Origin of the sequence: Pandoraea sp. PE-S2T-3 (assembly GCF_002179965.1) — a bacterium.
Classification (GTDB): domain Bacteria; phylum Pseudomonadota; class Gammaproteobacteria; order Burkholderiales; family Burkholderiaceae; genus Pandoraea.
This window is the reverse complement of sequence record NZ_NGUQ01000037.1, coordinates 160,129-187,083: the sequence shown is the minus strand read 5'-3', so window position 1 is coordinate 187,083 and position 26,955 is coordinate 160,129. Positions and strand designations below refer to the sequence as shown.

General features: G+C 63.7%; 21 protein-coding genes. 10 read left to right on the top strand and 11 right to left on the bottom strand.

Annotation, left to right across the window (positions count from 1 at the left end; genetic code table 11):
• The first annotated feature begins 107 nt into the window (after positions 1-107).
• Positions 108-827, top strand: coding sequence for an SDR family oxidoreductase (locus CDV46_RS23145; RefSeq protein WP_087687898.1), 720 nt, complete (start codon positions 108-110; stop codon positions 825-827).
• A 101-nt stretch (positions 828-928) separates the two neighbouring features.
• Here the strand turns inward: CDV46_RS23145 and CDV46_RS23140 are convergent, their stop codons facing one another.
• The 3 genes from CDV46_RS23140 to CDV46_RS23130 form a co-directional block, all read right to left on the bottom strand.
• Entirely contained in the window at positions 929-1,837 is a 909-nt protein-coding gene (locus tag CDV46_RS23140; RefSeq protein ID WP_087688010.1) for a recombination-associated protein RdgC, read from the bottom strand.
• A 72-nt stretch (positions 1,838-1,909) separates the two neighbouring features.
• Positions 1,910-2,377, bottom strand: coding sequence for a cyanophycin metabolism-associated DUF1854 family protein (locus tag CDV46_RS23135; RefSeq protein WP_087725248.1), 468 nt, complete (start codon positions 2,375-2,377; stop codon positions 1,910-1,912).
• A gap of 17 nt (positions 2,378-2,394) precedes the next feature.
• Positions 2,395-4,824, bottom strand: a complete 2,430-nt coding sequence (locus CDV46_RS23130; protein WP_087725246.1) for a cyanophycin metabolism-associated ABC transporter — start codon at positions 4,822-4,824, stop codon at positions 2,395-2,397.
• Between the two features lie 295 nt (positions 4,825-5,119).
• Here CDV46_RS23130 and cphA (CDV46_RS23125) point away from each other — a divergent pair, with 295 nt between their 5' ends.
• Both cphA (CDV46_RS23125) and cphA (CDV46_RS23120) read left to right on the top strand, forming a co-directional pair.
• Positions 5,120-7,765, top strand: coding sequence for a cyanophycin synthetase (gene cphA, locus CDV46_RS23125; protein WP_087725245.1), 2,646 nt, complete (start codon positions 5,120-5,122; stop codon positions 7,763-7,765).
• Positions 7,766-7,917: 152 nt separating this feature from the next.
• Positions 7,918-10,488, top strand: coding sequence for a cyanophycin synthetase (cphA, locus tag CDV46_RS23120; RefSeq protein WP_087725243.1), 2,571 nt, complete (start codon positions 7,918-7,920; stop codon positions 10,486-10,488).
• A gap of 90 nt (positions 10,489-10,578) precedes the next feature.
• Here the strand turns inward: cphA (CDV46_RS23120) and CDV46_RS23115 are convergent, their stop codons facing one another.
• From CDV46_RS23115 to CDV46_RS23100, 4 genes are all read right to left on the bottom strand, one after another.
• A complete protein-coding gene (locus tag CDV46_RS23115) occupies positions 10,579-11,763 on the bottom strand; it encodes a formylglycine-generating enzyme family protein (RefSeq protein WP_087725241.1) in 1,185 nt (394 codons plus the stop codon).
• A complete protein-coding gene (locus CDV46_RS23110) occupies positions 11,763-13,457 on the bottom strand; it encodes an arylsulfatase (RefSeq protein ID WP_254916181.1) in 1,695 nt (564 codons plus the stop codon). The genes CDV46_RS23115 and CDV46_RS23110 overlap by 1 nt, the downstream gene beginning before the upstream one ends.
• A 13-nt stretch (positions 13,458-13,470) precedes the next feature.
• Positions 13,471-14,499, bottom strand: a complete 1,029-nt coding sequence (locus tag CDV46_RS23105) for a porin (RefSeq protein ID WP_058378321.1) — start codon at positions 14,497-14,499, stop codon at positions 13,471-13,473.
• A 172-nt stretch (positions 14,500-14,671) separates the two neighbouring features.
• Positions 14,672-14,998, bottom strand: coding sequence for a c-type cytochrome (locus CDV46_RS23100; RefSeq protein ID WP_170935930.1), 327 nt, complete (start codon positions 14,996-14,998; stop codon positions 14,672-14,674).
• 215 nt (positions 14,999-15,213) lie between these two features.
• Between CDV46_RS23100 and CDV46_RS23095 the strand changes: the two genes are divergently transcribed.
• Positions 15,214-15,840, top strand: a complete 627-nt coding sequence (locus tag CDV46_RS23095) for a nucleotidyltransferase domain-containing protein (protein ID WP_087725237.1) — start codon at positions 15,214-15,216, stop codon at positions 15,838-15,840.
• A gap of 31 nt (positions 15,841-15,871) precedes the next feature.
• On the opposite strand, the gene CDV46_RS23090 is transcribed toward CDV46_RS23095, so the two are convergent.
• Positions 15,872-16,252, bottom strand: a complete 381-nt coding sequence (locus tag CDV46_RS23090; RefSeq protein ID WP_087687906.1) for a tautomerase family protein — start codon at positions 16,250-16,252, stop codon at positions 15,872-15,874.
• A 119-nt stretch (positions 16,253-16,371) separates the two neighbouring features.
• On the opposite strand from CDV46_RS23090, the gene CDV46_RS23085 reads away from it, so the two are divergent.
• From CDV46_RS23085 to CDV46_RS23075, 3 genes are all read left to right on the top strand, one after another.
• Positions 16,372-17,229, top strand: coding sequence for a LysR family transcriptional regulator (locus CDV46_RS23085; RefSeq protein ID WP_087687907.1), 858 nt, complete (start codon positions 16,372-16,374; stop codon positions 17,227-17,229).
• A 78-nt stretch (positions 17,230-17,307) separates the two neighbouring features.
• The gene (locus CDV46_RS23080; RefSeq protein WP_087725235.1) at positions 17,308-18,042 is read left to right on the top strand and encodes a hypothetical protein; all 735 of its coding nucleotides are present in this window, start codon (positions 17,308-17,310) and stop codon (positions 18,040-18,042) included.
• A 14-nt stretch (positions 18,043-18,056) separates the two neighbouring features.
• On the top strand, positions 18,057-18,515 hold the full coding sequence (locus CDV46_RS23075) for a TIGR02594 family protein (RefSeq protein ID WP_254916180.1): 459 nt from the start codon (positions 18,057-18,059) through the stop codon (positions 18,513-18,515).
• A 42-nt stretch (positions 18,516-18,557) separates the two neighbouring features.
• Here the strand turns inward: CDV46_RS23075 and CDV46_RS23070 are convergent, their stop codons facing one another.
• The 3 genes from CDV46_RS23070 to CDV46_RS23060 are packed head-to-tail and all read right to left on the bottom strand — an operon-like array spanning position 18,558 to position 21,162.
• Positions 18,558-19,559 (bottom strand): serine hydrolase domain-containing protein, encoded by a 1,002-nt coding sequence (locus CDV46_RS23070; protein ID WP_140413467.1) that lies wholly within the window; start codon positions 19,557-19,559, stop codon positions 18,558-18,560.
• Between the two features lie 38 nt (positions 19,560-19,597).
• A complete protein-coding gene (locus CDV46_RS23065; protein WP_087725231.1) occupies positions 19,598-20,116 on the bottom strand; it encodes a GNAT family N-acetyltransferase in 519 nt (172 codons plus the stop codon).
• A gap of 29 nt (positions 20,117-20,145) precedes the next feature.
• The gene (locus CDV46_RS23060) at positions 20,146-21,162 is read right to left on the bottom strand and encodes a LysR family transcriptional regulator (RefSeq protein ID WP_087687911.1); all 1,017 of its coding nucleotides are present in this window, start codon (positions 21,160-21,162) and stop codon (positions 20,146-20,148) included.
• Between the two features lie 240 nt (positions 21,163-21,402).
• Here CDV46_RS23060 and CDV46_RS23055 point away from each other — a divergent pair, with 240 nt between their 5' ends.
• The 3 genes from CDV46_RS23055 to CDV46_RS23045 all read left to right on the top strand — a co-directional run bounded on the left by CDV46_RS23055 (position 21,403) and on the right by CDV46_RS23045 (position 26,944).
• Complete coding sequence (locus CDV46_RS23055; RefSeq protein WP_087725229.1) at positions 21,403-22,332, top strand: alpha/beta hydrolase; 930 nt, start codon at positions 21,403-21,405, stop codon at positions 22,330-22,332.
• Between the two features lie 26 nt (positions 22,333-22,358).
• Positions 22,359-23,684: an efflux RND transporter periplasmic adaptor subunit gene (locus tag CDV46_RS23050; RefSeq protein ID WP_087687913.1), complete on the top strand. Its 1,326-nt coding sequence runs from the start codon at positions 22,359-22,361 to the stop codon at positions 23,682-23,684.
• A 74-nt stretch (positions 23,685-23,758) separates the two neighbouring features.
• Positions 23,759-26,944, top strand: a complete 3,186-nt coding sequence (locus CDV46_RS23045) for an efflux RND transporter permease subunit (RefSeq protein ID WP_058378310.1) — start codon at positions 23,759-23,761, stop codon at positions 26,942-26,944.
• Positions 26,945-26,955 lie beyond the last annotated feature (11 nt).

The following is a 26,955-nucleotide window of genomic DNA, read 5'->3' as shown; positions in this document are numbered from 1 at the left end:
CAGCTCGGCACAATGCCCCTCAATGACGATGGCGATCACAATTGTCATGAAGTATAGCTGAAGCCATGCCGCACTGCGCGGCTTACCTACTCCGCTGGAGCGCTGCAATGAACATCAAGGATGCTGTCGTATTTGTGACCGGTGCCAACCGGGGTCTGGGGCTGGAATTTGCCAAACAGGCCCTCGCCCGTGGGGCGAAGAAGGTGTACGCCGGGTCGCGCGATCCGGCCAACGTCACGCTGCCGGGCGTGATTCCCGTCAAGCTCGACGTGACCAACCCCGAGGAAGTCGCCGCTGCTGCTCAACTGGCAGGCGACGTGACGTTGCTCATCAACAATGCAGGTATTGCGCGCGTGACCGAAGGTCTGACACGCCCCGGTGCCGACAAGCTGCTGCGCGACACGTTTGAAACCAATGTCTTTGGCATCCTCTCAACGACGCAGGCGTTCGCCGATACCCTCGGTCGTAACGGCGGCGGCGCGATCCTGAATGTGCTGTCCATCGTCAGTTGGATCAGCTCAAGCGTCATTCCCGAATACGCGATCTCGAAGGCAGCCGCGTGGTCGCTCACCAATGGCACGCGTCTGGCCTTGCGCGCCCAGAACACGCAGGTCGTCGGCCTGCATGCGGGCTTCATCGATACCGATCTGACGCGCGGCTTCGACGCCGAAAAACTCTCCCCGGCCGAAGTGGTCCGTCAGGCCTACGACGCCATCGAAGCGGGCGAAGAAGAAGTGAGCGTCGACGAGCGCACGCGCGAAGTGAAGCAGGCGCTCTCGCAGGGCGTCTACCTGATCGATCCGGCGTCGCAAGCGAATCAGGAATAACGCCGGACGGCGGACACGCCAACGAAAAAACGCCGCGCCCCGGTTACCGGGGTCGCGGCGTTTCCTATGCCCTTTCAGACATCAGGCAGCGTCAAATCACCTCACGCAGCCTTATCCATCTCGCGCTCACCGCCCACGGCTTCGATCAGATCGTCGAGCAGTTTGGCAAGCTCACCGGTCATCAGCGCCACATCGGCGTCGAACTTCTCGGCTTCCCCTTCGGCCGTCGGATCGGCGGCGTCCTTGATGATGTCGAGCGGCGTCACGCGCTTGATCGCGAACGCATCGGTGAGCACGAACGAGATGCGCTCGTTCCACGTCATCGCCAGCTTCGTGCAGCGCTTGCCGGCTTCGATGTGCTGACGCACGTCGGCACCGTCGAGCGGGTGACGCACGTAGCGCACGGCGGCCTTCTCATCCGTATTCGAGCGCAGTTCAACGTCCTGATCGACGGTGAAGCCGCCCGGCGCTTCATTGCCGGCCAGCCACGAGGTCATCACGGCGACCGGGGCTTCGTTGAGTTCCACGTTCTCGAGCGTGATGTCGAGCGTCTTGAGCAGCAGACTGCGCACTTCATCGGCCTTGGCGGGCGATGCAGCGTCGATCACGAGCCAGCGGTTGACCGGATCGATCCACACGCGCGTGTCGCGACGAATGCCGAACGCACGCGGCAGCAATTCGTCGGTGACCTGCTCCTTGAGCTCTTTCATCTGCTTGCGGCCCGGCTTGAAGCCTTGCTGCTCTTCAAGCTCGACGGCCTTGGCGCGCGTGACCTGATTGACGACAGTCGACGGCAGCAGTTTCTTTTCGGCGCGATAGGCCAGCAGAAACTGACGATTGATGCTGTGAACGAGCTCACCGCCTTCACGCGGCGGGGCCCAGCCCTGCACTTGCATTTCGAGGCTGCCGCCCTCGCGGAACGCGTGCTTCTCGAGCGCGTCTTCCATTTGCGCGACGCTCATGGACCAACCGGCAGGAATTCGGTGCAACTGAAGATTCTTGAACCACATCGGCATCACCGCAAAAAGCAAAAGCGCGATTTTACCAGTGACGCGATGGGCGGCGCGACCGATCTTCGAAAATCAAAGGAATCGGTCGAGAATTTTCCGGCTCGGCTTGTCGAGATTGCCCGAATCGCGAATCAGAAAGTGAATGCCGTGGCTGTCCGTGATGAGCAGCGTCTGGCCGCCGAGACGGCGGATGTCTTCTTCGCCGCGCAACACGAACGACGCTTCGCCGCGATTCGTCTCCACGGTCCACGTGCTGGGCGTGGCAAACGTCGACACGCCCTTGATGCGATGCACTTCCGGCATGAATTCGCGCGTGGCGAGTTCTTCGCGCACCAGCGTCTGCATGCTCACCGGCAGCACGTCGAGCGAGTCGAGCCAGACGAGCTCACGCCCTTCCGTACTCACCAGCGCCAGCCCGTCGTCGGGGGCGGCAATCGGAAACGCGCGCACGGGCACCACGCTTTCGTGCGCGACACCGTCGGCGTCCGTCAGGACCAACCGGCCAAAAACATTACGCGACAGGGTGAAATCGATCTGCATGACTATCCTCGCGTCGATCAGTTGGCCGAGAGCGGCTGTGCCGGCGCGGCGGTCACGGCGGCAATCGCGGCGGCGGCTTCGGCGGTGTCGACGGCATCGTCGATATCCGTATCGACGTTACGTTGCTGCGCCTGATAGAGCTTGTAGTAAGCGCCTTCGCGGGCGATCAACTCGTCGTGGTTGCCCACTTCGACGATCTTGCCGCGATCGAGCACCACAAGGCGGTCAGCCTTGCGCAGCGTCGAGAGGCGGTGCGCAATGGCAATCGTCGTGCGGCCTTGCACGAGGTTGTCGAGCGCTTTCTGAATTTCCTTCTCGGTGGCCGTATCGACGGACGAGGTGGCCTCATCGAGAATCAGGATGCGCGGGTCGATCAGCAGCGCGCGTGCAATCGAAATACGCTGACGCTCGCCGCCCGACAGTGCCTGTCCGCGCTCACCGACGAGCGAGTCGTAACCATGCGGCAAACGCAGAATGAACTCATGCGCATGCGCGGCCCGAGCGGCAGCTACCACCTCGGCACGCGTGGCGTTCGGCTTGCCGTAGGCGATGTTGTCGGCAATGGTGCCGAAGAACAGGAACGGCTCCTGCAACACCAGCCCCACGTTGCGGCGGAATTCCGAGACCGGCAGCGCACGAATATCCACGCCGTCGATCTGGATCGAGCCTTCGGCCACATCGTAGAAGCGGCAGATCAGGTTCACGAGCGTGCTCTTGCCCGACCCGCTGTGGCCAACGAGACCGATCATCTCGCCCGGCGCGATGCGCAAGTCCATGCCGCGAATCACCGAACGGTTGCCGTAGCGGAAGCCGATATCGCGCAGATCAATGGCGCCCTTCACTTCCTTCAGATGCACCGGGTTGACCGGCTCCGGCACATTCGACACGTGATCGAGCACGTCGAAGATGCGCTTGGCACCGGCGGCGGCCTTCTGCGTGACCGACACGATGCGGCTCATCGAATCGAGACGCGTATAGAAACGGCTGATGTACGTGAGGAATGCCGCCAACACCCCGACCGTGATCTCGTGCTTCGAGATCTGCCAGATGCCGAAGATCCACACCACCAGCAGACCGACTTCGGTCAGGAACGTGACCGTCGGCGAGAACAGCGACCACACGCGGTTCACGCGGTCGTTGACGACGAGGTTATGGCGGTTGGCTTCCTTGAAACGCGCGACTTCGCGGTTTTCCTGCGCGAAGGCCTTGACCACGCGAATGCCCGGAATCGTATCGGCCAGCACGTTGGTGATTTCCGCCCAGATCCGGTCGACCTTCTCGAAACCGTGACGCAGACGGTCGCGCACCAGATGGATCAGCCATGCGATAAACGGCAGCGGCACGAGCGTGACCACGGCCAGCCACGGGTTGATCGACACGAGAATGACCGCCGTCATGACGATCATCAGCACGTCGGTGGCGAAGTCCAGCAGGTGCAGCGACAGGAAGACGCAGATGCGGTCGCTCTCCGAGCCGATACGCGCCATCAGATCGCCCGTGCGCTTGCCGCCGAAATACTCCAGCGACAGACGCAACAAGTGGGAATACGTCTCCGTGCGCAGGTCGGCGCCGATGCGCTCCGATACCTTGGCGAGCAGATACGTCCGCGCCCAGCCCAGCAACCAGGCCACGAGGCCTGCGCCGAGCAGCCCCGACAAATACATTCCCACCAGGTGGTAATCGATGGGCTGGCCGTTCTGGAACGGGATCAGCACGTTGTCCATGAGCGGCATCGTCAGATACGGCGGGATCAACGTGGCGCCGGTGCCGCATAGCGTGAGCAAGAAGCCCGCGAGCAACTGAAAGCGGTACGGCCGGGCAAAGCGCCACAGGCGCAGCAATGCCCATGTCGACGGTGGGGCTTCCGTTTCCGGGTTGCACTGCGGACACTCGTCGACGCCGGCCGGCAGCTCGGCCTGACAGATGGGGCACGTGCCGACTTCCACCACTTCGTCGGCCAGCACCCGGCCAGCGGCAGCGGCCACGGCGATATCGCGCATGCGCACCACGGCGTCCATCAGTTGCAACGCAGCCGGGTTATGACCCAGCGTGTACCGCCAGCTCGCGAGCTTCTGGCGGGCGTCGCACAGTTCCAGCGACCCCACGCCTGCATGATCGGTATGCGTGAGCACCAGATCCTCGCGGTACGGCCACGACTGCCAGCCCCCGGCATGGGCCGAGGCCCCGCCGGCGGTCGCCTCGCGCGCCAGAATCCGGCGATCGGTCGCCACGACCACGCCTCGCGCAAAGTGCAGATGCGCGTCGAGATCGACCGTCAGCCAGGCGAGTACGGCTTCCCCATCGGCCAGTTGTGCGGCGGCGTCCGGGTACCAGGACTCGGCGGTGGCATTGCGAACACCGGAAAACGGAGCAGACGAGGTGGTAGCGGCGGAAGACGGGCCACTGTCGGATGAAGCGGTGGGACTGGCGGCGGAAGTGTCGGTCATTGCTGCGGCGAGCGTGTCCTCAAGGGGCGGACATCGGTGCAAACGAAGAGAAATCGACGCGAACTTTCCCTGTCAGCCCGCGAATTTGCCGCAAGTATAACCACAGCGACGCCTTTTGCGGCGGGGAGTTCCCCGATGACACACCGCAACATTGAAATATTGTTGCGCCGGTCAACCGTTTCCGCGATCTCACGTTAAGTAACCAGTTAACTGTACAAGCGCGACCGGCTGTGCCGCCCGAAATCGGCCTCGCCGGCTTCACCGAATCCAGCCTTGACGCGTGAATTAGCCTTAGATGAAAAAGAAAGACATTGAGATTTTCGATGTCCTGTCGCTGCGCGGCCCGAATATGTGGACATATCGGCCGGTGCTTGAGGCATGGGTCGATATCGGCGAACTCGAGGAGTTCCCGTCCAACAAGATCCCGGGGTTCCCCGAGCGGCTGTCCGAGTGGCTGCCGACCCTCATCGAGCACCGATGCAGCATCGGTGAGCGCGGCGGCTTCCTGCAACGCCTGCGCGAAGGTACGTGGCCCGGCCACATCCTCGAACACGTCACGCTCGAATTGCAGAACCTCGCCGGCATGCCCGGAGGCTTCGGCAAGGCCCGTGAAACCCCGATCAGCGGTGTTTACAAGGTGATCGTGCGCGCCTGGCACGAAGACGTGACCCGCGCCGCGCTGTTCGCCGCCCGCGATCTGGTCATGGCCGCCATCGAAGACCGCCCGTACGACGTCGAAGCCGCCGTCGAAATGCTGCGCGGTCTGGTCGACAAGCACTGCCTGGGACCGAGCACCGCTTGCATCGTCGATGCAGCCGACGACCGCGACATCCCGCATCTGCGTCTGTCCGACGGCAATCTGGTGCAACTGGGTTACGGTGCCGCCGCCCGCCGCATCTGGACTGCCGAGACCGACCGCACCCCCGCCATCGCCGAAAGCATCTCGCGCGACAAGGACCTGACCAAGCAACTGCTCGAATCGTGCGGCGTGCCCGTACCGGAAGGCCGTCTGGTCGAGAGCGCCGACGACGCCTGGGAAGCCGCTGAAGACATCGGCCTGCCCGTCGTGGTCAAGCCGTACGACGGCAACCATGGCCGCGGCGTGTTCATCAATCTCACCACGCGAGACGAAGTCACCACGGCGTTCGACGTCGCCCTCGAAGAAGGCAACGGCGTGATCGTCGAGCGCTTCGTACAAGGGCTGGAGCACCGCCTGCTGGTGGTGGGCGGCCGTGTGGTCGCTGCCGCCATGGGCGAAATGGCCTCGGTGGTCGGCGACGGCAAACACACCGTCTCGGAACTCATCGAGCTGCAAATCAATAGCGATCCGCGTCGCGGCAGCGCTGAAGACCAGCCGCTCAACCGCGTGCGGATCGACTCGTCGGCCCGGCTGGAACTCAAGCGTCAGGGCTTCGACGCCGATTCGGTACCGCCCGAAGGCAAGAACGTCCTGATCCAGCGCAACGGCAACGTGGCGTTCGACGTCACCGACCGTGTGCACCCGAGCGTGGCTGCCCATGCGTCGCTGGCGGCGCGCATCGTCGGGCTGGACATCGCCGGCGTCGATCTGGTCGCGGAAGACATCTCCCGCCCGCTCGCCGACCAACGCGGTGCCATCGTGGAAGTCAACGCGGGCCCCGGCCTGCTGATGCACCTGAAGCCGGCCTCGGGCGAAGCCCGTCCGGTCGGCCGTGCCATCGTCGACCACCTGTTCCCGCAAGGCGATGCCGGCCGCATTCCGGTCGTGGGCATCACCGGCACCAACGGCAAGACCGTCGTCGGCCGCCTGCTCACGCATCTGCTGCAACTGGCCGGTGAGCACACCGGTCTGGCGTGCAGCGACGGCTTGTTCCTCGACAAGCGCCTCGTGCAAAGCGGCGACCGCGCCAACTGGGACGCCGCTCACCGCGTGCTGATGAACGCCAGCGTGACCGCTGCCGTGTTCGAGAACGACAGCGGCGCGATCCTCTCCGAAGGCCTCGCCTACGACCGTTGCCAAGTCGGCATCGTCACCAACATCGACCGCCCGGACCATCTGGGCCAGTACTTCGTCGAAGACGTCGACCGCATGTACAACGTGCTGCGCACGCAAATCGACGTGGTGCTGCCGGAAGGCGTCGCCGTGCTCAACGCGCGTGACCCGCTCGTGGTCGAAATGGCCGAGCTGTGCGACGGCGACGTGATCTTCTTCGGTCTGGACGAACAACTGCCGGCCATCGTGGCGCATCGCGCCGCAGGCAAGCGCGCCGTGTTCGTGCGCGACGGGCGCGTGGTGCTCGCCACCGGCGCTGAAGAAACCGTCGTGGCCGCCACCGCCGATATGCCGCTGACCTATACGGGCCGTGTCGCCTTCCAGGTCGAGAACGTGCTGGCCGCCGTGGCCGCGGCATGGTCGATGGGCGTGAAGCTGGACATCCTGCGCGCTGGCGTGACGACGTTCGACGTCGGTCAGGTCGATGCCCCGGGCCGCTTCACCGTGTTCGAAAAGCAAGGCGCGACCGTGGTCGTCGACGACGCGCACAACGCCCCGGCGCTGACCGCGCTGGCGGCGGCACTGGCGACGTTGCCGGCCGAGCGCCGCATTGCCGTCTACGGCCCGGGCCTCGACCGCATGGACGAAGACCTGCAAGCCGAAGGCAAGCTGCTGGCCGAGATGTTCGACCGCGTGGTGCTGTGCGACGACCTGAGCGTGTCGCGCAAGCGTGCGTTGCCCGAGTCGCGTGCGCAACTGCGTGCGGGTATCGACGCAGGCATCGACGCCGCAGGCAGGAAGGTGCAGGTGGTGGATGCCGGTGAGCGCCGCAGTGCCGCCGAGGAAGCCCTTGCGCAACTCGTGCCGGGCGACGTGCTGGTGCTGCAAGCCGATGAAGGCAGCGCAGCGGCCATGCTCGACCTCGTGCACTTGTGGATGGGTCAGCCGATCCGTGCGCTGGCAGCCTGATCGCCAAAAGCATTGAAGACAGGCGGCGTTCGGGGAAGTCAAACGTCGCCTGATCTATATAGATAGCTATCGAATACCCAAGCCACAGTCGTTTTTCTCGCAAACCACCAGCCATACAGGGACGCGAAGTGGACAGACAGGGATTGCAATTTATGGAAGTCTCCCGCATCCGCGCATTGCGCGGGCCGAACCTCTGGAGCCGTCACACGGCCATCGAGGCCATCGTGACGTGTACCGATCTCGAGTACTCGATCGGCAATCTGGCCGGTTTCGAGGCCCGCCTGCGCGCGCGCTTCCCGGAACTGACGGCGCTGACGCCCGACGCGGAAGAGCGTCCGGTCTCGCTCGCCGACGCCCTCGCCACCACGGCCCTGCACTTGCAGGCGGCCGCCGGTTGCCCGGTTACGTTCAGCCAGACCACGCAAACCATTGAGCCGGGTACGTTCCAGGTGGTGGTGCAGTACAGCGAAGAGCCCGTCGGGCGTCTCGCGTTCGAACTGGCCCAGCAGTTGATCAACGCCGCGCTCGAAGACAGCCCGTTCGATCTGGCCGATGCCCTGTACCGCCTGCGCGACCTCGATGAAGACGTGCGACTCGGCCCGTCTACGGGTTCGATCGTCTACGCTGCCGTGGCGCGTGGCATCCCCTACCGCCGCCTGACCGAAGGCTCGATGGTGCAGTTCGGCTGGGGCAGCAAGCAGCGCCGTATTCAGGCCGCCGAAACCGACCGCACGTCGGCCGTGGCCGAATCGATTGCGCAAGACAAAGACCTGACCAAGACGCTGTTGCACGCGGCCGGTGTGCCGGTGCCGCAGGGTGGCACCGTGCGCGACATCGAAGACGCGTGGAAGCTGGTGCAGGAAATCGACGCCCCGGTGGTCGTCAAGCCGCGCGACGGCAATCAGGGCAAGGGCGTTGCCGTGCGTCTGCGCACGCGCGAAGAGATCGAGAAGGCGTTCGAGGCCGCGCAGGACATCAGCCGCGACGTCATCATCGAGCGCTACATCCCGGGCCACGACTTCCGTCTGCTGGTGATCGGCAACAAGCTGGTCGCCGCCGCGCGCCGCGATCCGCCGCAAGTGACCGGCGACGGCGTGCACACCGTGCGCCAACTGGTCGAGACGGTCAACGCCGACCCGCGCCGTGGCGAAGGTCATGCCACCTCGCTCACCAAGATTCGTTTTGACGACATCGCCCTGGCGACGCTCGCCAAACAAGGGCTGAACGCCGACTCCGTGCCCGAAGCGGGCGCGCGCATCGTGCTGCGCAACAACGCCAACCTGTCGACGGGCGGCACCGCCACCGACGTGACCGACGACGTGCACCCGGAAATCGCCGCGCGTGCCGTAGCGGCAGCGCAACAAGTCGGTCTGGACATCGCGGGCGTGGACGCCGTGTGCGAAACCGTCATCCGTCCGTTCGAAGATCAGGCCGGCGGCATCGTGGAAGTCAATGCCGCACCGGGTCTGCGCATGCACCTGCAACCGTCGTACGGCAAGGGCCGCGCGGTCGGTGAAGCCATCGTCTCGACCATGTTCGAAGACGGCGACGACGGCCGCATTCCGGTCGTGGCCGTGTCGGGAACGAACGGGAAGACGACGACGGTGCGCCTGATTGCACACCTGATCGCACAGCGTGGCCTGCGCGTCGGCATGACCGGCACCGATGGCATTTACGTGAGCGGTCAGCGTATCGACACCGGCGATTGCAGCGGTCCGCGCAGCGCGCGCAACGTGTTGCTTCACCCGGACGTCGATGCGGCCGTGTTCGAAACCGCGCGCGGCGGCTTGCTGCGCGAAGGTCTGGCCTATGACCGTTGCGACGTCGCCGTAGTGACCAACATCGGCATGGGCGACCACCTTGGCCTGTCGTATATCAACACGGTCGAAGATCTGGCCGTGCTCAAGAGCGTGATCGTGCGCAACGTCGCGCCGAACGGCATGGCCGTGCTCAATGCAGCCGACCCGATGGTCGCGCGCATGGCCGACGCCTGCCCGGGCAAGGTGACGTACTTCGCGATGGACGCCTCGCATCCTGTGCTCGCCACGCATCGTGCCAAGGGCAAGCGTGTGGTGTTCGTGGACGGTGGCAACATCGTGACGGCACAGGGCACTGAAGAAACGCGTTACGCACTGTCGGCAATTCCGCTGACGCGCGGCGGCGCCATCGGCTTTCAGGTCGAGAACGCCATGGCAGCCATTGGTGCCGCTTGGGCACTGGCGATTGACCCCGCGATCGTGCGCGCCGGTCTGGCCACGTTCGTGAACGATGCCGGTACGGCACCGGGCCGCTTCAACGTGTTCGATTACAAGGGTGCGACCGTGATTGCCGATTACGGTCACAACCCGGACGCGATTCAGGCGCTTACGCAAGCCGTTGAAACGATGCCGGCCAAGCGCCGCTCGGTGGTGATTTCGGGTGCGGGCGACCGTCGCGACGAAGACATCCGCCGTCAGACCGAGATTCTGGGCGACGCGTTCGACGACGTGCTGCTCTATCAGGATCAATGCCAGCGCGGCCGTGAAGACGGTGAAGTGCTCGGCCTGCTGCGTGCAGGTCTGGTCGACGCACGCCGTGCCAGCCATATCGATGAAATCCGCGGCGAGTTTGCCGCAATCGATACGGCACTGGCGCGTCTGCAACCGGGCGATCTGTGTCTGATTCTGATCGATCAGGTGGACGAGGCGCTTGAGTACATCGGCAAGCGCGTGGCGGAAGCCTGAACGCACTGAATGCACTGAACGCAAGATTGAAGGCATCTGAGATGCCCCCGGAAGTTGGTGAGCTCACCAATCTCCGGGGGCATTTTCATTTCAGTACCGGTGTGAGCCCGGGACGTTTGTCGAAGCCGTCGCCGTAGTCGTACGCGCCGCCCACTGATCCGGCGTCATCACCAGCCGAAAGCCGATGTGCGACATCGGATTGCTCGGGTCGGTGCCCCGCCGCGCGCTCGTGCGATAGCCGCTGCAATACGTATCCGTACAGAGAAATGAACCGCCGCGTGTCACGCGCTTCGGCGCATCGGCTGGTGTCGCGCCATCATCGGGATCGAAACTCTGCGCCGGGCCTTGCGGATCGATGACGCGCTCACCGCGATTCGTCTGGACGGCCTGCCGCGCAAAGTAGTCGGCGCGATACCAATCCCCCACCCATTGCCAAACGTTACCGGCCATGTCGTACAGACCATAGCCATTCGGCGCGTAGCTGCCGACCGGACGCGTGCCGACTTCGATCTTGGTGGCACGGGTGACCGGGAACGGCTGAGTATCGTCGTCCCAGATATTGGCCATCGGCTTCCCATCCGGCGTCTTGCTGCCTCCCCAGACGTAATCGGCCTGCGTCAGCCCGCCGCGCGCGGCTACTTCCCACTCGGCCTCGGTCGGCAGACGCTTACCCACCCAGTCGGCATACGCCCGCGCATCGTCGTACGACACCTGCACGACAGGATGGTCCTCCTTGCCAGCCAGATCACTGCCCGGCCCCTGCGGATGACGCCAGTTGGCACCGGGCACGTATCGCCACCAGCGCGAGGCATCGAACAGCGGCACACGTGTATCCGCGCCCACGAACACCATCGCGCCCGGCACGAGCGCTCCGGGGGCAGGCGCCGGTGTACCCGGTGGCAACTGCACCTTCAAATCGTCCCAGCGCGGCACCTGCTCGGCGGTGGTGACGTAGCCGGTCGCGGCAACGAAGCGGGCGAACTCGGCATTCGTCACGTCGTGCACGTCCATCCAGAAGCCGCTGACCCGCACCTCGTGCGCTGGCCGCTCATTGCGCTGCGAGAGGCGGCTATCCGTGCCCATGAGGAAGCGCTGCGCCGGAATCCACGCCATGCGTTCGGGACCGTTGCGCCCGTCGCCGATACGCGGAACCGATGTTCTTGGAGACACCCACGGCTGCGCGCCACCGTGCGCCGACAGCCACGCGCCTGCACCACCGGCCAACGACACGACGATCAGTGCCGACAAAGCCGTGCGACGTGAAAACCCGCGCATCACTCGTTCACGCCCGGCGCCAGCACTACGCCGACACGCGCCATGTACTCACGCCAGCCACGCTTCAACCGGTTCACGATGTCCGGATTGCCGGCGGCGACATCCTGTGTTTCGCCGCGATCCGTCGACATATCGTAGAGCTTCCAGTCGGGCGGCCCCGCGACCGGCTGCGGACCTTGTTTGAGGTGCACCGACAACAACTTCCAGCGGTTGTCGCGGATGTACCGGTTGCCCGCAAATTCCTCACCGACCAAGGCGTCGTCGGGCAGATGCGTCGTCGTGCTGCCGGTCAGCAACGGCAACAACGAACTGCCTGTCATCGGATTGACCGCCTCACCGCGATAGCGACTCCCCGGGTTTTTCACGCCCGCCAGTTGCAGGAACGTCGGCGCGAGATCGAGCACGGACGCGAGTTGGTTCGCCTGCGCTTGTCCGACGGACTGCCGGGGCAACCGCACGATCGCGGGCACGCTCACGCCCCCTTCCGCCGGGTAGCCCTTGAACAGGCGGAACGGCGTTGCACTGACCTCGGCCCAGCGCGTGCCTAACGCGATGTTCGAGCGGCGACGGCCCATGTTCGCGTAACTGTTGTCGTTATCCGGACCGTCCGGATAGAACACGTCGACACGCTCCCCCGAAGGACCGTTGTCCGAGGCGAAGAACACGAAGGTGTTGTCGAATTGCCCGCTGGCCTTCAGGTAGTCGATGAGCCGTCCGATGTTCGCGTCGAGACTCTCGACCATCGCGGCGTACACCTCCATCTTGCGGGCTTCGGTCTTGCGTTGATCGGGCGTCAATTGCTCCCACGCGGGGTTCGCCGGTGACACAGGCAATTGCGCCGCCGGTTTGAAATCGCGCGGCACGATGCCCAATGCTTTCTGGCGCGCGATGCGCTCGTCGCGAATCGCGTCGTAACCGGCATCGTATCGGCCGCGATAGTGATCGATCGTCTCGTCGGGCGCTTGCAGCGGCCAATGCGGTGCCGTGTACGCGGCATAGGCGAAGAACGGCTTGCCGTCCGCCCGGTTGCGCTCGATGTAGCCGATCAGCTTGTCGGTGTAGCCAGTGCTCGAATAGAAGGTCTCCGGCAGGCGCGCGATGTTGCCATTCTCCCGATATGACGCGCGATCGGCCGACGTGATCTTTCCCGGCGTCGGCCCGAAGTGTGCGGCGCCGCCTTGCAACAGGACGAACGACGATTCGAAGCCCCGTGCCTGAGGGCTCTGCCCGGGCGTAAGCCCGAGGTGCCACTTGCCCACCATGTACGTGTGATAGCCGCCGTCTCGCAGCAGACTGGCGATCGAGAGCGAGCGCTCGTTGAGATAGCCCTCGTAACCCGGTTGCCCGACCTGATAGATCTGCAACGTCTCGGCCATCGTGCCCAAGCCGGACAAATGGTGATCGGCCCCGGAGAGCAGCATCGCGCGCGTGGGCGAGCAACTGGGTGCGACGTGGAAGTTCGTCAGAATCCGGCCCGACGCGATGAGCGCATCGAGATTCGGCGTGCGAATCTCACCGCCGAATGCGCCGACGTCGGAATACCCGAGATCGTCGGCAAGAATCATCAGGATGTTCGGGCGTTGCGCAGGGGCGGCCCATGCGCTCACGCCTATGCTCGCCGTGATGCACGCGGCGAGCACCGAGCGCACCGCCACGCGCAACGTACGGCGGCACACGGTCATTCGATCGTTCACGTTCAGGCTCCCATCAGAAGGCATGGCTGATCCCCAGTGCCACGGCGCTCGTGTTTTCACCGGGCAGCGGCGTCATGTCGAACGCCAGCGCGTACCGGCTGTTGCCGCGATTGTTGATGCGCGCATAGCTCGCATACAGGCGTGTGCGCTTCGACAGGCTATGTTCGATGCCCACGTATAGCCCGGTGGCATCGCCGTTCGAGCCACCGCTCTCGTTGCGATTGACCAGCGACACCACGAGTTCGTCGGCGGCCGTGAGTTGGTAGCGTCCACCGAGCTGCCAGTCGAACCCCTGCTGCGACGGCTTGCCCGACGTATAGATGCCGGAATAGCGATGCACGGCCGCCGTGAATTTGTACTGCCCGCGAACCCAGTACTCGCCGACGAGCCACACGTCTTGCATGCTCTCGCCCGGCCGCGCATTGTTGAAGTTGTCGTAGACCACCGATGCGAACCAGGGCCCGGTCGAATAGCGCAGACCCGTGCTGGTCCCCTGCCCGCTGTTGCGGCGCTCACCGGTCGCGAGGTTCTCCCCCTGCTTGCCCAGCGACAGTGACGAGATCACCTGAAAGCCGTTCCACTTCGGCGTCTCGTACTTGATGGTGTTGTTCTCGAGCCAGCGCTCGTACGAGGCGATGACGTTGGTAATGACGCTGTAGTTGCCGGTGTAAGTCGGGTCGATGCGGCCATAGGTGGTCGCTGACGTCACGCGCATGCGCCCGAGCAGCAAGCGTCCGAAGTCGCCTTTGAGCGCGACGTAGGCATCGCGCGCCGGCGGCACCGGCGTCGTGCCGTTGTTGACCCGAAAGCGCCACTCCAGCACCGCTTGAGCTTCCAGCGTGTCGGTGATCTTCTCGACATCGCGAAAGACGAATCGCGAGGTTTGCAGGCCGCCGCTTTGCATACGCGGTGTGGTCTGATTCTGCGCCCGGATGGTCTCGAAATAGCTGTCGACGATACCGGACAGTGTTGGTCCCGTTTGCGCAAACGACGCGCCGGAACAATGCGCCAGAACCAGCGCAGCGCAGGCTTTCTTGTACATGTCTCCTCCTGTGCGAGCGCCGCCTCGTCATGTCGCGGGCAACGTCAGGGCACGGTGGTCCGGTGGCCCGGCAACGTGTGCGGGGTCCGGTTGGGGGTGTTCGTTCGTGTGGGTAGTGGCTGGGGGATGCGGGACAACGCGGAGTCGCTCGGGGTAGCGCACCCGCAAAGGACTACTTGTTGAGACTCATGACCCACGCGGCAAAACGATCGGCTTCGCCATCGGCGAGCGCGTTCGGCGGCATCGGGATCGAGCCCCATTTGCCGCTGCTGCCTTCGACAATGCTTTTTTTGATTTTCGCCAGCGCCGCCGGGTCGTCGCGATACGACGCCGCAATGGCGCGAAACGCCGGGCCCACCTTCTTGTCGTTCATGTCGTGGCAAGCACGGCAAGTCTGTTCGCTCGCCGAAGGCGCAGCGGTTGCCGTATTCGTCAGTACGCCGAACATGCCGGACGCACTCAGCGTTAGCGCAACGCTGAAGACAGCGCGAAGTTTCATGGAAAACCCCTCAAAAATGTGCGATCCCCCGACAGCGGCATCGCTGAATTGTGACTTTTATATGTATACGTATCGTTACAAAAGAATACATTGTAAAAAAATAAAATACATATCACTCTTTCGGGATGCACATCATCGATTGGTTATAGCTGGGTGGTTCCGTTTTCCGGGATCTCGGGCAAGATGCGGGATCTGCCATTTCTGCTGATCACGCGATGTCTCCTCTCCCGCCGATTGCCCCGATTTCCCCCTTCCCCGACGATGCCTGGAACGCATGGACACCCAACGATCTCGCGCAGCGATTGGGCGCGACATCGGCGCACTGGTATGTCGTGGGGGGATGGGCGCTAGATCTGTGGCACGGCACGCAGACGCGCGAGCATGAAGATCTGGAGTTCTCAGTGCTGCCCGAGGACGTGAGTCACTTCCGGGACATGCTGGCGGAGTTGGTGTTCTTTACCGTGCGCGATGGCGTGGTCGAGTACCTGCCTGCGTCCGAGTCTCCGGCGGCAGACATCACACAGTTGTGGGGCGGGGATCTGGCTGAGCGTTGCTGGCGCGTCGACATGATGGTCGAGACGCGGGGCACACGAGACACGTGGGCGTATAAGCGCGCCCCGGACCTGCGGCGCGCGCGCATCGACGTGATCCGGAAAACCGGCGACGGCGTGCCCTATCTGTGCCCGGCGGCGGTGTTGCTCTTCAAAGCGAAACACCGCCGCGAGAAAGACGAACGCGATTTCCGTCTCGCGTTGCCCAAGTTGCCGCCGTCCGAGAAAGACGATCTGCGGCAGTGGTTAGCCACACTGCATCCCGGGCACGACTGGCTTCAGGCACTTTGAGGCGCACTCGCATGCGCATGGCATGCGGCGTTCACGCGTACTGCGCGAGTCCGTTGCCGAACGACCAATTTTCCTTGGCGACCTCAACAAGACTGATAAAGACATCGTCGGGCCGCACGCCGGGGCGCTCGCCCAACAAGTCCACCAAGCGGCGGTAGAACGCCTTCTTTTGGTCCAGCGTTCGCGTGTTGTTCGCGGTGATCTGGATGAACATGACATCGTCGCTACGCGAGACGCCCTGATAAGTCGGGTCGTACCGGAAGTTGGCAGCGTCGTGCTCCGTGATGGTCATGAACTGATCGTTCTCGGGCACGTTGAACGATTCGCGCATGGCCTGATAGACGCTATCGAAAATCGCCTGACGGTACGCTTCCGGCTTTCCGGCACGAAGGGAAATGCTGACGAGTGGCATGGCTCGGCTCCTTGGGAAATGAGCGGTAGAGATAAGCAGTAAAGATAAGCAGTAGAAGCAACGTCAGATTATCTATTTTGATATGCTATCGCCAATTATTTCATTGATAAGCATTGAATATGATTGGACGCCCGCTGGACCTCGATGCTGTCGACGCTTTCGTGCGGATTGCCGAATTCGGCAGTTTCACGCGTGCGGCCGAAGCGATGCTCACCACACAGGCCGCCGTGAGTCTCAAGCTCAAACGGCTGGAAGACCGGCTCGGCTTTCGTCTGTTCGAGCGCACGCCCCGGTATGTTGAGCTTTCCGTGCAAGGCGCGGCATTTTTGGCGCATGCGCGCGAATTGCTCAAGGTGCACGACCGGGCGCTATCGTCGGTCGCCGGTACGCGGCAGCGTCTCACGATCGGCATCAGCGATCACGTCGCCGGCCCGGAACTGCCCGCCCTGATCGCCCGCATGAATGCGCAAGACCCGAAGCTGTTGATCGAGCTACGCATCGGGTCGTCGTGCGACCTGCTTCAGAGCTTTGACCGCCGCGAATTCGATACCGTGATCGTGCGCCTGCACGACGGACGCAGCGACGGCGAAGTACTGGCGGAAGAGAAATTCGGCTGGTTTGCGGCGCCAAGTTGGCAGCATCGCAGCGACGAGCCGCTGCCGGTGGCGACACTGGCCGAGCCCTGTGGCGTGCGCGTGATGGCCGGCAAGATGCTCGACGCCGCCGGAGTGCCATGGACTGAGATTTTCGTGGGCGGCGGTGTGGCTGCCGTCACAGCCGCCGTCATGGCCGGATTGGGGGTGGCCGCGCTGGCACCGCGCATGCTGCCGTTCGGTGCCGTCGATGTCGGCCCGCGCCTCGGGTTGCCTGATTTGCCGCGCTTGCCTGTACTGCTCCACACGCGCATCAAGGACGGGCGCGCACGCGAAACGATTGCCGCCCTCTCGGCGGCCTTTCGCGCGGCGGTGAGAAACTGATTGGCGCTGTGGCCGCGAGCCGCAGGCGCCAGTAGAATGAGCCACCTTTCTCACGTCACGACTCGGCTGCCGATTCCCATGCGAACCCTCATTGCTTCCGCTCTGCTCTGCGCGCCGTTGCTTGCGCACGCCGATTGCCAAGACAACTTCAAAACATGGGCGCAGACGTTGCAACCCGGCCGCACGGTCGATACCGAGGTGGCGGCCTGTAAGGTCTGGCCCGCGAACCCCGCACAAACGCTAGCCGTATTGCCACTGCCGCAAAAGGGCAGCACTGACGACGAGAAAGTCTACGACGTCGAAGTGCTGGTCGCCGATAGCCAGACGGGCAAGATCCTCGCGCACCACTTCGAATCGTCGGCGATCACGTCGGACGCCGTTCGACTGCGCAGCCTCTCGCTCGACACCGCGCCGTGGCGGCTCACGCCGCAGGTCGTCGCCTTTGGCGTTCGCGCGACGTATGAAGGATCGTCGCGCGTGAATCCGTTTTCACAAACGACGGTCAGCCTGTATGTCATCGACGGCGCGAAGCTGCGCAAAGTCGTCGACAATCTGGCGACGCAACAAGGCGGTGGCGAGTGGGACGGCAACTGTGCAGGCAGTTTCTCCGATACGTCGCGCGCGGTATCGGTCGGCCCGGCCGGCAAAGCCGGTTACGCGAAACTGATCGTCAGCGAGAAGACCGTCACGACGACGAATAAACCCACGCGTAACGACTGCGCGAGCAAGGACAGCACGGCAAAGCGCCCCAACGTCACGATCGAGTACGACGGTTCGCGCTATAACGTTCCCAAAGCACTCTCGGGAACTTGAAAGCGATGCAGCACATGAGCGCGAACGAACCCGCCGCTGAGTCCGCCTCCGCGCCGGAGTGGATGCGCATTGCCGATGCCGAGCGCGGCATCCGCCGCTATGCGCAGGGCGACACGAATCCCCGGATCGTCGAATACAACAACACCACGAATCTGGTCGGCTACGACGACAAGATCTCGTGGTGTTCGTCGTTCATCAACTGGTGCATGGGTGGTGCAGGGCTTGCCGGGACGGGATCGGCGTTGGCGCGTTCGTGGCTGGAATGGGGCACGGTCATCGACGCCCCCGTCTATGGCTGCGTTGTCGTGCTCACGCGTGACGACCCGACGAGTTGGCGCGGGCACGTCGGCTTCTATTTGCGTCATGACGACACGACGATATATCTGCTCGGCGGTAATCAGTTGGACGAAGTGCGCGAACTCGATTATCCGATCTCGTCGGTGCTAGGTTACCGGTGGCCTGCGGCGGAGTAACGGTGTAACGGTGAAACGGTGAAACGGTGTAACCGAAACGCGTTACAAGTGCCCGATATTCAACCACTGGATGCACGGATGTTCGCCCGCCACGGATAACGGCACCACCGTGTGTGCGAGTCGCAAACCGCGTGCGGAATTTGCGAACCAGACGATGGCATCCCGGGTCTGGCGATTCGCCAGCACGAGTGCGCGAAAGCCGGGACTGTTGCCCCAGTGGAAGCAGCATTGCTGCGCGATCTCGATCCCCCAGCCCAAGCCCCATCCGACAGCGGGATCAGCAGGAAACTCACCGCGCAGATCCTCTACCTCGACCTGCCGGGTGTTCACCCGGGGCTCGAACCACGCCGCATGGCTCTCGTCCGACAAACCGCGTCCGGCCAAGACCGCCTGAACAAACACAATGTAGTCAAAGGCTGTCGTCAGCAGCGACCATGACGCCTGCGCCGTCGGCAACCGGCGCTTGGGCACCGGCTCACCTTCCCACTCGTGGCCTTGCGCATGGTTTTCCGCAAATCGCTCCTGCCAGTGCAAGCTTGAGTGATGCATCCCCAAGGGCGCGAAGACGCGAGCGCAGGCGAGTGTTTCCAACGAAGCGCCGCCGACTGTTTCCATTGCCCGCTGAAGCCACGCGAATGCACTGCTGCCGTAACTGAAACGTTCACCGGGCGTGAAGTAAGTGCGAAGCGGTGCCTCGTCGCGAACGATGTTCGGCAGGCCACTGGTATGCGTGAGAACGTGAAACGCCGTGATCGCGCGAGCGCGCGGATCGTTCGCGACGTATTCGCCGCAGATATCGATCAAGGGACGATGCAGATCCAGCCGCCCTTCTTCGATCAATTGAAGGGCGATGAACGCAACGAGGGGTTTGGTAAGCGAGGCGGCTTCGAACACCGTCTGCGCATCGACGGCGGCAGGATCATGCGAGCCCCGGATGCCGGCATATCGCTCGATGCCCCGCTCGCCCGCGCGTAACGTCGCGAGCGAAACACCCGCGATGGGGCCGTCCGATGTGACCTGCGCCAGAAAATTGTCGAGATCCATCGGCGGCACCACGGGAAGGACTGTCGGGGAAAGTGATTCTACAGAATGCGCCGCATTGCGCAGCGCCGGTCTTTCGGCAATCCGCCCGCCACTTCGTCGGCCAAGACTTGCCTGAGCCTTGCACTCAGCGCGGATGGCGCGATTGCCGCAAACCCCAGACGCTCGTAAAACGGTCCGTTCCAAGGCACGTCGCGAAACGTTGTGAGGGTGAGCGCCGTCAGCCCCGCGCGTGTCGCATAGGCGCTGGCTGCCGCCATCAACGCCCGGCCAAGACCACGCCCCTGCCAGTCGCGATGCACTGACATCTCCCACACGTGGAGTTCGCCGCCAACGACCTCCGCGTCGAGAAACCCGACCGGCGTATTGTTTTCGTCGACGCCAACCCACGCGGCGCCCTTCTCGATGAACGCACGATGGCGCTCAACCGGCATCCCTTCACCGTCCGCCAGCCACGCAAGCTCGGGAAATTGACGGAATATCTGTCCCGCGTCGCGGTCGATCGGCACAAGCGCCTCGGCATCGACAAGCGTCGCCGGGCGCACCTTCACGACTGACATTGGCGACGCCGATGACGTCACAGCCAACGTCAAACGACCACCTCCTGCGGCGCCATTTCTGTGCCGTACGACGTTGCCCAACGGCCATCCGCATCGGGTGCCGCCACCGTCGGTTTGCACTGCACGGCCGTCTCGTCGAGCCCTTGCAACAATGGGCAACGCTCAAACAGTTCGGCGATGAAGTCGACAAATACGCGCACCTTAGGCGACAAATGACGATTATGCGGATAGACCGCCGAAATCGGCATGGGCGGCGGTTTCCACTGATGCAGAATCTCCACCAACTGCCCCGATTGCAGATACGGGAGTGCCATGAAGCGTGCCAACTGCACCGTGCCGAAGCCCGACAACCCCAGTTGCAGATACGCCTCCGCGTCGTTCACCGCGACCGACCCCTGCATGTGGATGTCGACCTCTTTGCCGTCGACCAGAAACTGCTCTTCGATCACACGCCCGGTGCGGCTCGAGAAGTAATGCACGGCCGTGTGCCGTTGCAGATCGTCGAGCGTATGCGGCATGCCCATGCGCTCAAGATACGTCGGCGACGCACATGTCACGCTCTGGAACAGCCCCACGCGCCGGGCCACCAGACTGGAATCCTGCAACGTGCCCACACGCAGCACACAATCCACCCCTTCCTGAATCAGATCGACGGGCTTGTCGCCCATGCCGACCATCAATTCGATCTCGGGATAACGGTCGTGAAACTCGCACAATGCCGGCAGCACAACCAGCTTGCCGAGCGAGCCCGGCATGTCGATGCGCAGCTTGCCACGCACGCGCTGGCTGCTCTCGCGGAAGGACGATTCCGTCTCTTCGATGTCGGCCAGAATGCGCAGGCAGCGCTCGTAGTACGCCGCCCCGTCGGGCGTGAGGTTCAGCCGCCGGGTCGTGCGCTGCAATAGCCGCGTGCCCAGATGGGCCTCGAGATTCTGAATGATCGTGGTCACGGAGGTGCGCGGCATGCCGAGATTGTCGGCGGCGCGCGAGAAGCTGTTCGCCTCTACCACCCGCGTAAAGACCTGCATCGCTTGCAAGCGATCCATGATGTTTCCCCATTGAAAACGCTGTCGCACTGGCCAATCCGACGAATTCACGCCAATCGTACGGATATAAGCATATTGGTCGGCGGCATAAGCCAATACGGGCAAGGCAGGCGCCGATTAGTCGAACTGGCCGAACAGTGTTGCCAAATTATAGGCGTTTATCCCAATGTGCGTGGCCTCTAGACTTCGGTCCATCGAAAGTCACCAGAGGGGTGTCGCTCACGCGAGCCCAAAGCGAATATGTCTGCCAACGCCAAGCCACAATCGGGCCACGCCAGCCAAACCGGCGACGGACTGCGCATTGAAGACGTCAGCATTGCCGGCCACGTCGGCCCGCTGACGCTGCGCCTGTACCGTCCCGTGGCCAAGCCCGGCCAGTCGGCGAAAGCTGCCAAAGCCGGCCAAGCGGGCCATCCCGCCCAGACGGGCGAACCCGGCGTCGTCGTGCCGCTCGAAGCGCACCTGCCTACCGTGCTGTATTTCCACGGCGGCGGTTTCTGCACGGGCACGCTCGACGACGGCGACGCCGCCGCCCGCTACCTCGCCAAGCATGTGCCCGCGCTGGTGGTGTCGGTCGCCTACTCGCTCGCCCCCGAATTCCCGTTTCCCGCCGCGCCGGAAGACGCCTGGTGCGCCGCCCTCTGGGTGCAGCGCCACGCCCGCCGCTACGGCGCCAGTCCGCGCCGCCTCGCGGTGGCCGGTCACGACTCGGGCGGCAACATTGCCACGTCGCTCACGATGATCGCCCGTGATCGCGGTGAAATCACGATCTCGGCGCAGGCCTTGCTGGCCCCGCTGCTCGATCCGAGCATGACGCGTCTGGCCAATGCCCGCACGCCCAGCGATATCGAAGCGAGCGAATGCGCCAAGTGCTACCGCGCGTATCTGCCGCATGCCACGCAGCGCCTGCATCCGTACGCAGCGCCGCTGGAATCGCGACGCCTGGGCGGGTTGCCGCCCACGCTGATCGCCTCTGCCGAACACGACCTGCTGCACGTCGAAGCCGAAAAATACGCTGCCGAACTCATCGCGGCCGGCGTGCCGACGCAAGTCACGCGCCATCGCAGCGCGTCCCATCACGGCCTCGCCGCCCTGCCCGCTGCATTGCGGGAGGTGGCCGCCTTCCTGACACGCCGGCTGGCACCGCCTGCCGCTGGCTCTACCCAGTGAGTCCATCCGTTCCGGAGATTTGAATAATGACCACCCTCGCTCGCAAACCCGTCATCATCGCCGCCGCCGCCACGATCGCGCTCGTGGCTCTCGGCACACTCACCGTCGTGCGCGTGGACGCCAGCACGCCGCCGGCCTCCCAAGTCATGCCGGCCGCAGAAGTCGATGTCGCCAACGTGATCTCACGCACCGTGACCGACTGGCAAAGCTACTCCGGCCGTCTCGACGCGGTGGATCGCGTCGATATCAAGCCGCTCGTGTCAGGCACCATCACCGCCGTTCACTTCAAGGACGGCCAGCTCGTGAAGAAAGGCGATGCGCTCTTCACCATCGATCCGCGCCCGTATGCGGCCGAAGTCGATCGCACCGCCGCGCAACTCGCCTCGGCACAGGCGCGTGACGTCTTCACCAGCACCGACCTCGCCCGCGCAGAACGCCTGATCGCGGATAACGCCATCGCGAAGAAGGATTTCGACCAGAAGGAAAACGCGGCACGCGAAGCCGTCGCCAACGTGAAGGCCGCGCGCGCTGCGCTTGAAACCGCACGCATCAATCTGGGCTACACGCAGATCGTGGCACCGGTGGCCGGCCGCGTTTCCCGCGCGGAAATCACCGTCGGCAACACCGTGTCGGCCGGGGCGCAGTCGCCCGCGCTGACCACGGTGGTGTCGGTCTCGCCGATCTACGCGTCGTTCGATGTGGATGAGCAGACCTACCTGCGCTACCTCTCGCGCGACACGGCCAAGCCGAGCGGCGTGCCCGTCGATCTGGGCCTCGCCAACGAGTCGGGCTACTCGCGTAAGGGCACGGTGTATTCGGTCGATAACCGCTTCGACACCACGTCGGGCACGATCCGCGTGCGCGCTCGCTTCGACAACGCCGACGGCGCGCTCGTCCCGGGCCTTTACGCCCGCATTCGTGTCGGTGGCGGCGAGCCGCACCCGGCCCTGCTGATCGACGAAGCCGCGGTCGGTACCGACCAGAGCAAGAAGTTCGTGCTCGTGGTCGACGCCGGCAACAAGGTGCAGTACCGCGAAGTGCAACTGGGTGAGCGCCATGGCGGGCTCGTGGAAATTGCCGGTGGCCTGAACGACGGCGAGCGCATCGTCGTCAACGGTCTGCAACGTGTGCGCCCGGGTGACCCGGTCTCGCCGAAGACCGTGAAGATGGCTGCCGACAAGGGCGACGCGCACGACATCGTCGCTCCGGCAGTGGCCGCCAACCCGGCCACCACCCCGGCTGCCAGCCAGACGACTTCGCAGAACGATGCCAGCGGCAAGACACCGGCGACGGCCAAACCGGCCCAATCAGCCCAGTCGGCGGCGGTCAACGCAACGGCGAAGCGTTCGTAATGGTCGCGAAGGTGACGATGCACTCGCACGCAGCCTCACGAATCACACGCTGAACGACACCTCAGAGTTTCGTAATGAACATCTCAAAATTCTTTATTGACCGGCCCATTTTTGCGGGGGTTCTTTCGGTCATCACGCTGCTGGCCGGCCTGATCGCCGTGTTCCAGCTGCCGATTTCGGAGTACCCGGAAGTGGTACCGCCGTCGGTCGTGGTGCACGCCCAGTACCCCGGCGCCAACCCGAAGGTGATCGCTGAGACGGTGGCTTCGCCGCTCGAAGAGCAGATCAACGGCGTGGAAAACATGTTGTACATGCAGTCGCAGGCCAACAGCGACGGCAACCTGACCACGACCGTGACCTTCCGTCTGGGCACCGACCCGGACAAGGCGCAGCAGCTCGTGCAGAACCGTGTCTCGCAAGCGCTGCCGCGCCTGCCGGACGACGTGCAGCGCCTTGGTGTGACGACCATCAAGTCGTCGCCCACGCTCACGATGGTGGTGCACCTGATCTCGCCGAACGATCGCTACGACATGACCTACCTGCGCAACTACGCGCTCATCAACGTCAAGGATCGCCTCTCGCGTATCAAGGGCGTCGGTGAAGTGCAGTTGTGGGGCGCAGGCGACTACTCGATGCGTGTGTGGCTCGACCCGGCCAAGGTCGCTCAGCGCGGCCTGACCGCGTCGGACGTGGTGAAGGCCATTCGCGAGCAGAACGTGCAGGTGGCTGCGGGTGTGATCGGCGCAACGCCGGCCGGCCCGGATACGCCGCTGCAACTCAACGTGAATGCGCGTGGCCGTCTGAACACGGAAGAAGAGTTCCGCGACATCATCCTGAAGACCTCGCCGGACGGCGCCGTGACGCACTTGGGCGATGTGGCCCGCGTGCAACTCGACGCGTCGTCGTACAGCCTGCGCTCGTTGCTCGACAACAAGCCGGCCGTGGGTCTGGGTATCAACCAGTCGCCGGGTGCGAACTCGCTGCAAATCTCGGACGACGTCCGTGCCGCGATGGCCGACCTGCAAAAAGACATGCCGCCGGGCGTGGAATACCGCATCGAGTACGACCCGACGCAGTTCGTGCGCTCGTCGATCTCGGCCGTGGTGCACACGCTGCTCGAAGCCATCGCGCTGGTGGTGCTGGTGGTGATCGTGTTCCTGCAAACGTGGCGTGCGTCGATCATCCCGCTGCTTGCCGTGCCGGTCTCGATCGTGGGGACGTTTGCCCTGCTGCTCGGCTTCGGCTACTCGATCAACGCGTTGTCGCTGTTCGGGATGGTGCTGGCCATCGGTATCGTGGTGGACGATGCGATCGTGGTGGTGGAAAACGTCGAGCGGAACATTGCTGCCGGGCTGACACCGAAGGAAGCGACGTATCAGGCCATGCGGGAAGTGAGCGGTCCGATTGTCGCTATCGCCCTCACGCTCGTGGCCGTGTTCGTGCCGCTCGCGTTCATGTCGGGTCTGACGGGTCAGTTCTACAAGCAGTTCGCCATGACCATCGCCATCTCGACGGTGATCTCGGCCTTCAACTCGCTGACGCTCTCGCCGGCCATGGCCGCCCTGCTGCTCAAGGACCATCACGCCAAGCCGGACTGGCTGACGCGTCAGATGAATCGCTATCTCGGCGGCTTCTTCGGTGCATTCAACCGCGTGTTCCATCGCGGTTCGGAAAAGTACGGTCAGGGCGTGACCCGCGTGATCGGCCGCAAGGCCGTCATGATGGCGCTGTTCGCGGTGCTGCTGGGTATCACGGTGTTGCTGGGCAAGGTAGTGCCGGGCGGTTTCGTGCCGGCGCAGGACAAGGAATATCTGATCGCCTTCGCTCAGTTGCCCAACGGCGCGTCGCTTGAACGCACCGACAAGGTGATTCGCGACATGTCGGCCATCGCACTGAAGACGCCTGGCGTGAAGAGCGCCGTGGCGTTCCCGGGGATGTCGGTCAACGGCTTCACCAACTCGTCGTCGGCAGGCATCGTGTTCGTCACGCTCAAGCCGTTCGACCAGCGCAAGGACAAGTCGCTGTCGGCGGCCGCCATCGCGGCCAAGCTCAATGGCGAGTACTCGAAGAACAAGGACTCGTTCATCGCCGTGTTCCCGCCCCCGCCGGTGCTGGGTCTGGGTACGCTCGGCGGCTTCAAGCTGCAAGTGGAAGACCGTGGCGCACTCGGCTACGAAGCCCTGAACGATGCAACGCAAGCGTTCATCAAGAAGGCCTCGCAGACCAAGGAACTGGGCCCGACGTTCTCGTCGTACCAGATCAATGTGCCGCAACTGAACGTGGACCTCGACCGTGTGAAGGCCAAGCAGCTCGGCGTGCCGATCACCGACGTGTTCGACACCATGCAGATCTACCTCGGTTCGTTGTACGTGAACGACTTCAACAAGTTCGGTCGCGTGTATCAGGTGCGTGTGCAGGCCGATGCACCGTTCCGTGCCCATGCCGAAGACATCGGCTTGCTCAAGACGCGTAACTCGTCGGGCGATATGGTGCCGCTGTCGTCGCTGGTGAAGGTCACGCCGACGTACGGTCCGGAAATGGTGGTGCGCTACAACGGCTATACGGCTGCGGACATCAACGGTGGTCCGGCCCCGGGTTACTCGTCGGGTCAGGCACAGGCTGCGGTGGAGAAGATTGCCGCCGAAACCCTGCCGCGCGGTGTGAAGTTCGAATGGACCGACCTGACGTATCAGCAAATTCTGGCGGGCGATTCGGCGATGTGGGTGTTCCCGATCTCGGTGCTGCTGGTGTTCCTGGTGCTGGCTGCTCAGTATGAAAGTCTGACGCTGCCGCTGGCCGTGATCATGATCGTGCCGATGAGCATCATGTCTGCCCTGTTCGGGGTGTGGCTGACGCGCGGTGACAACAACATCTTCACGCAGATCGGTTTGATGGTGCTGGTGGGGTTGTCGGCGAAGAACGCGATTCTGATCGTGGAATTTGCCCGGGAACTGGAAATGCAGGGCCGAACTGCCGTGGCTGCCGCAATCGAAGCCAGCCGCCTGCGTCTGCGCCCGATTTTGATGACGTCCATCGCGTTCATCATGGGTGTGGTGCCGCTGGTGATGTCGACCGGTGCAGGTTCGGAAATGCGTCATGCCATGGGCGTGGCCGTGTTCTTCGGCATGATCGGCGTGACCGGTTTCGGTCTGGTGCTGACGCCGGTGTTCTACGTGCTGCTGCGCACCTTGGCCGGCAAGAAGCCGCTGCATAGCGCTCACGCGTCGACCATGCCCGCCAACGTCAAGGCCGAAGTCTGAAGGATGCCAAT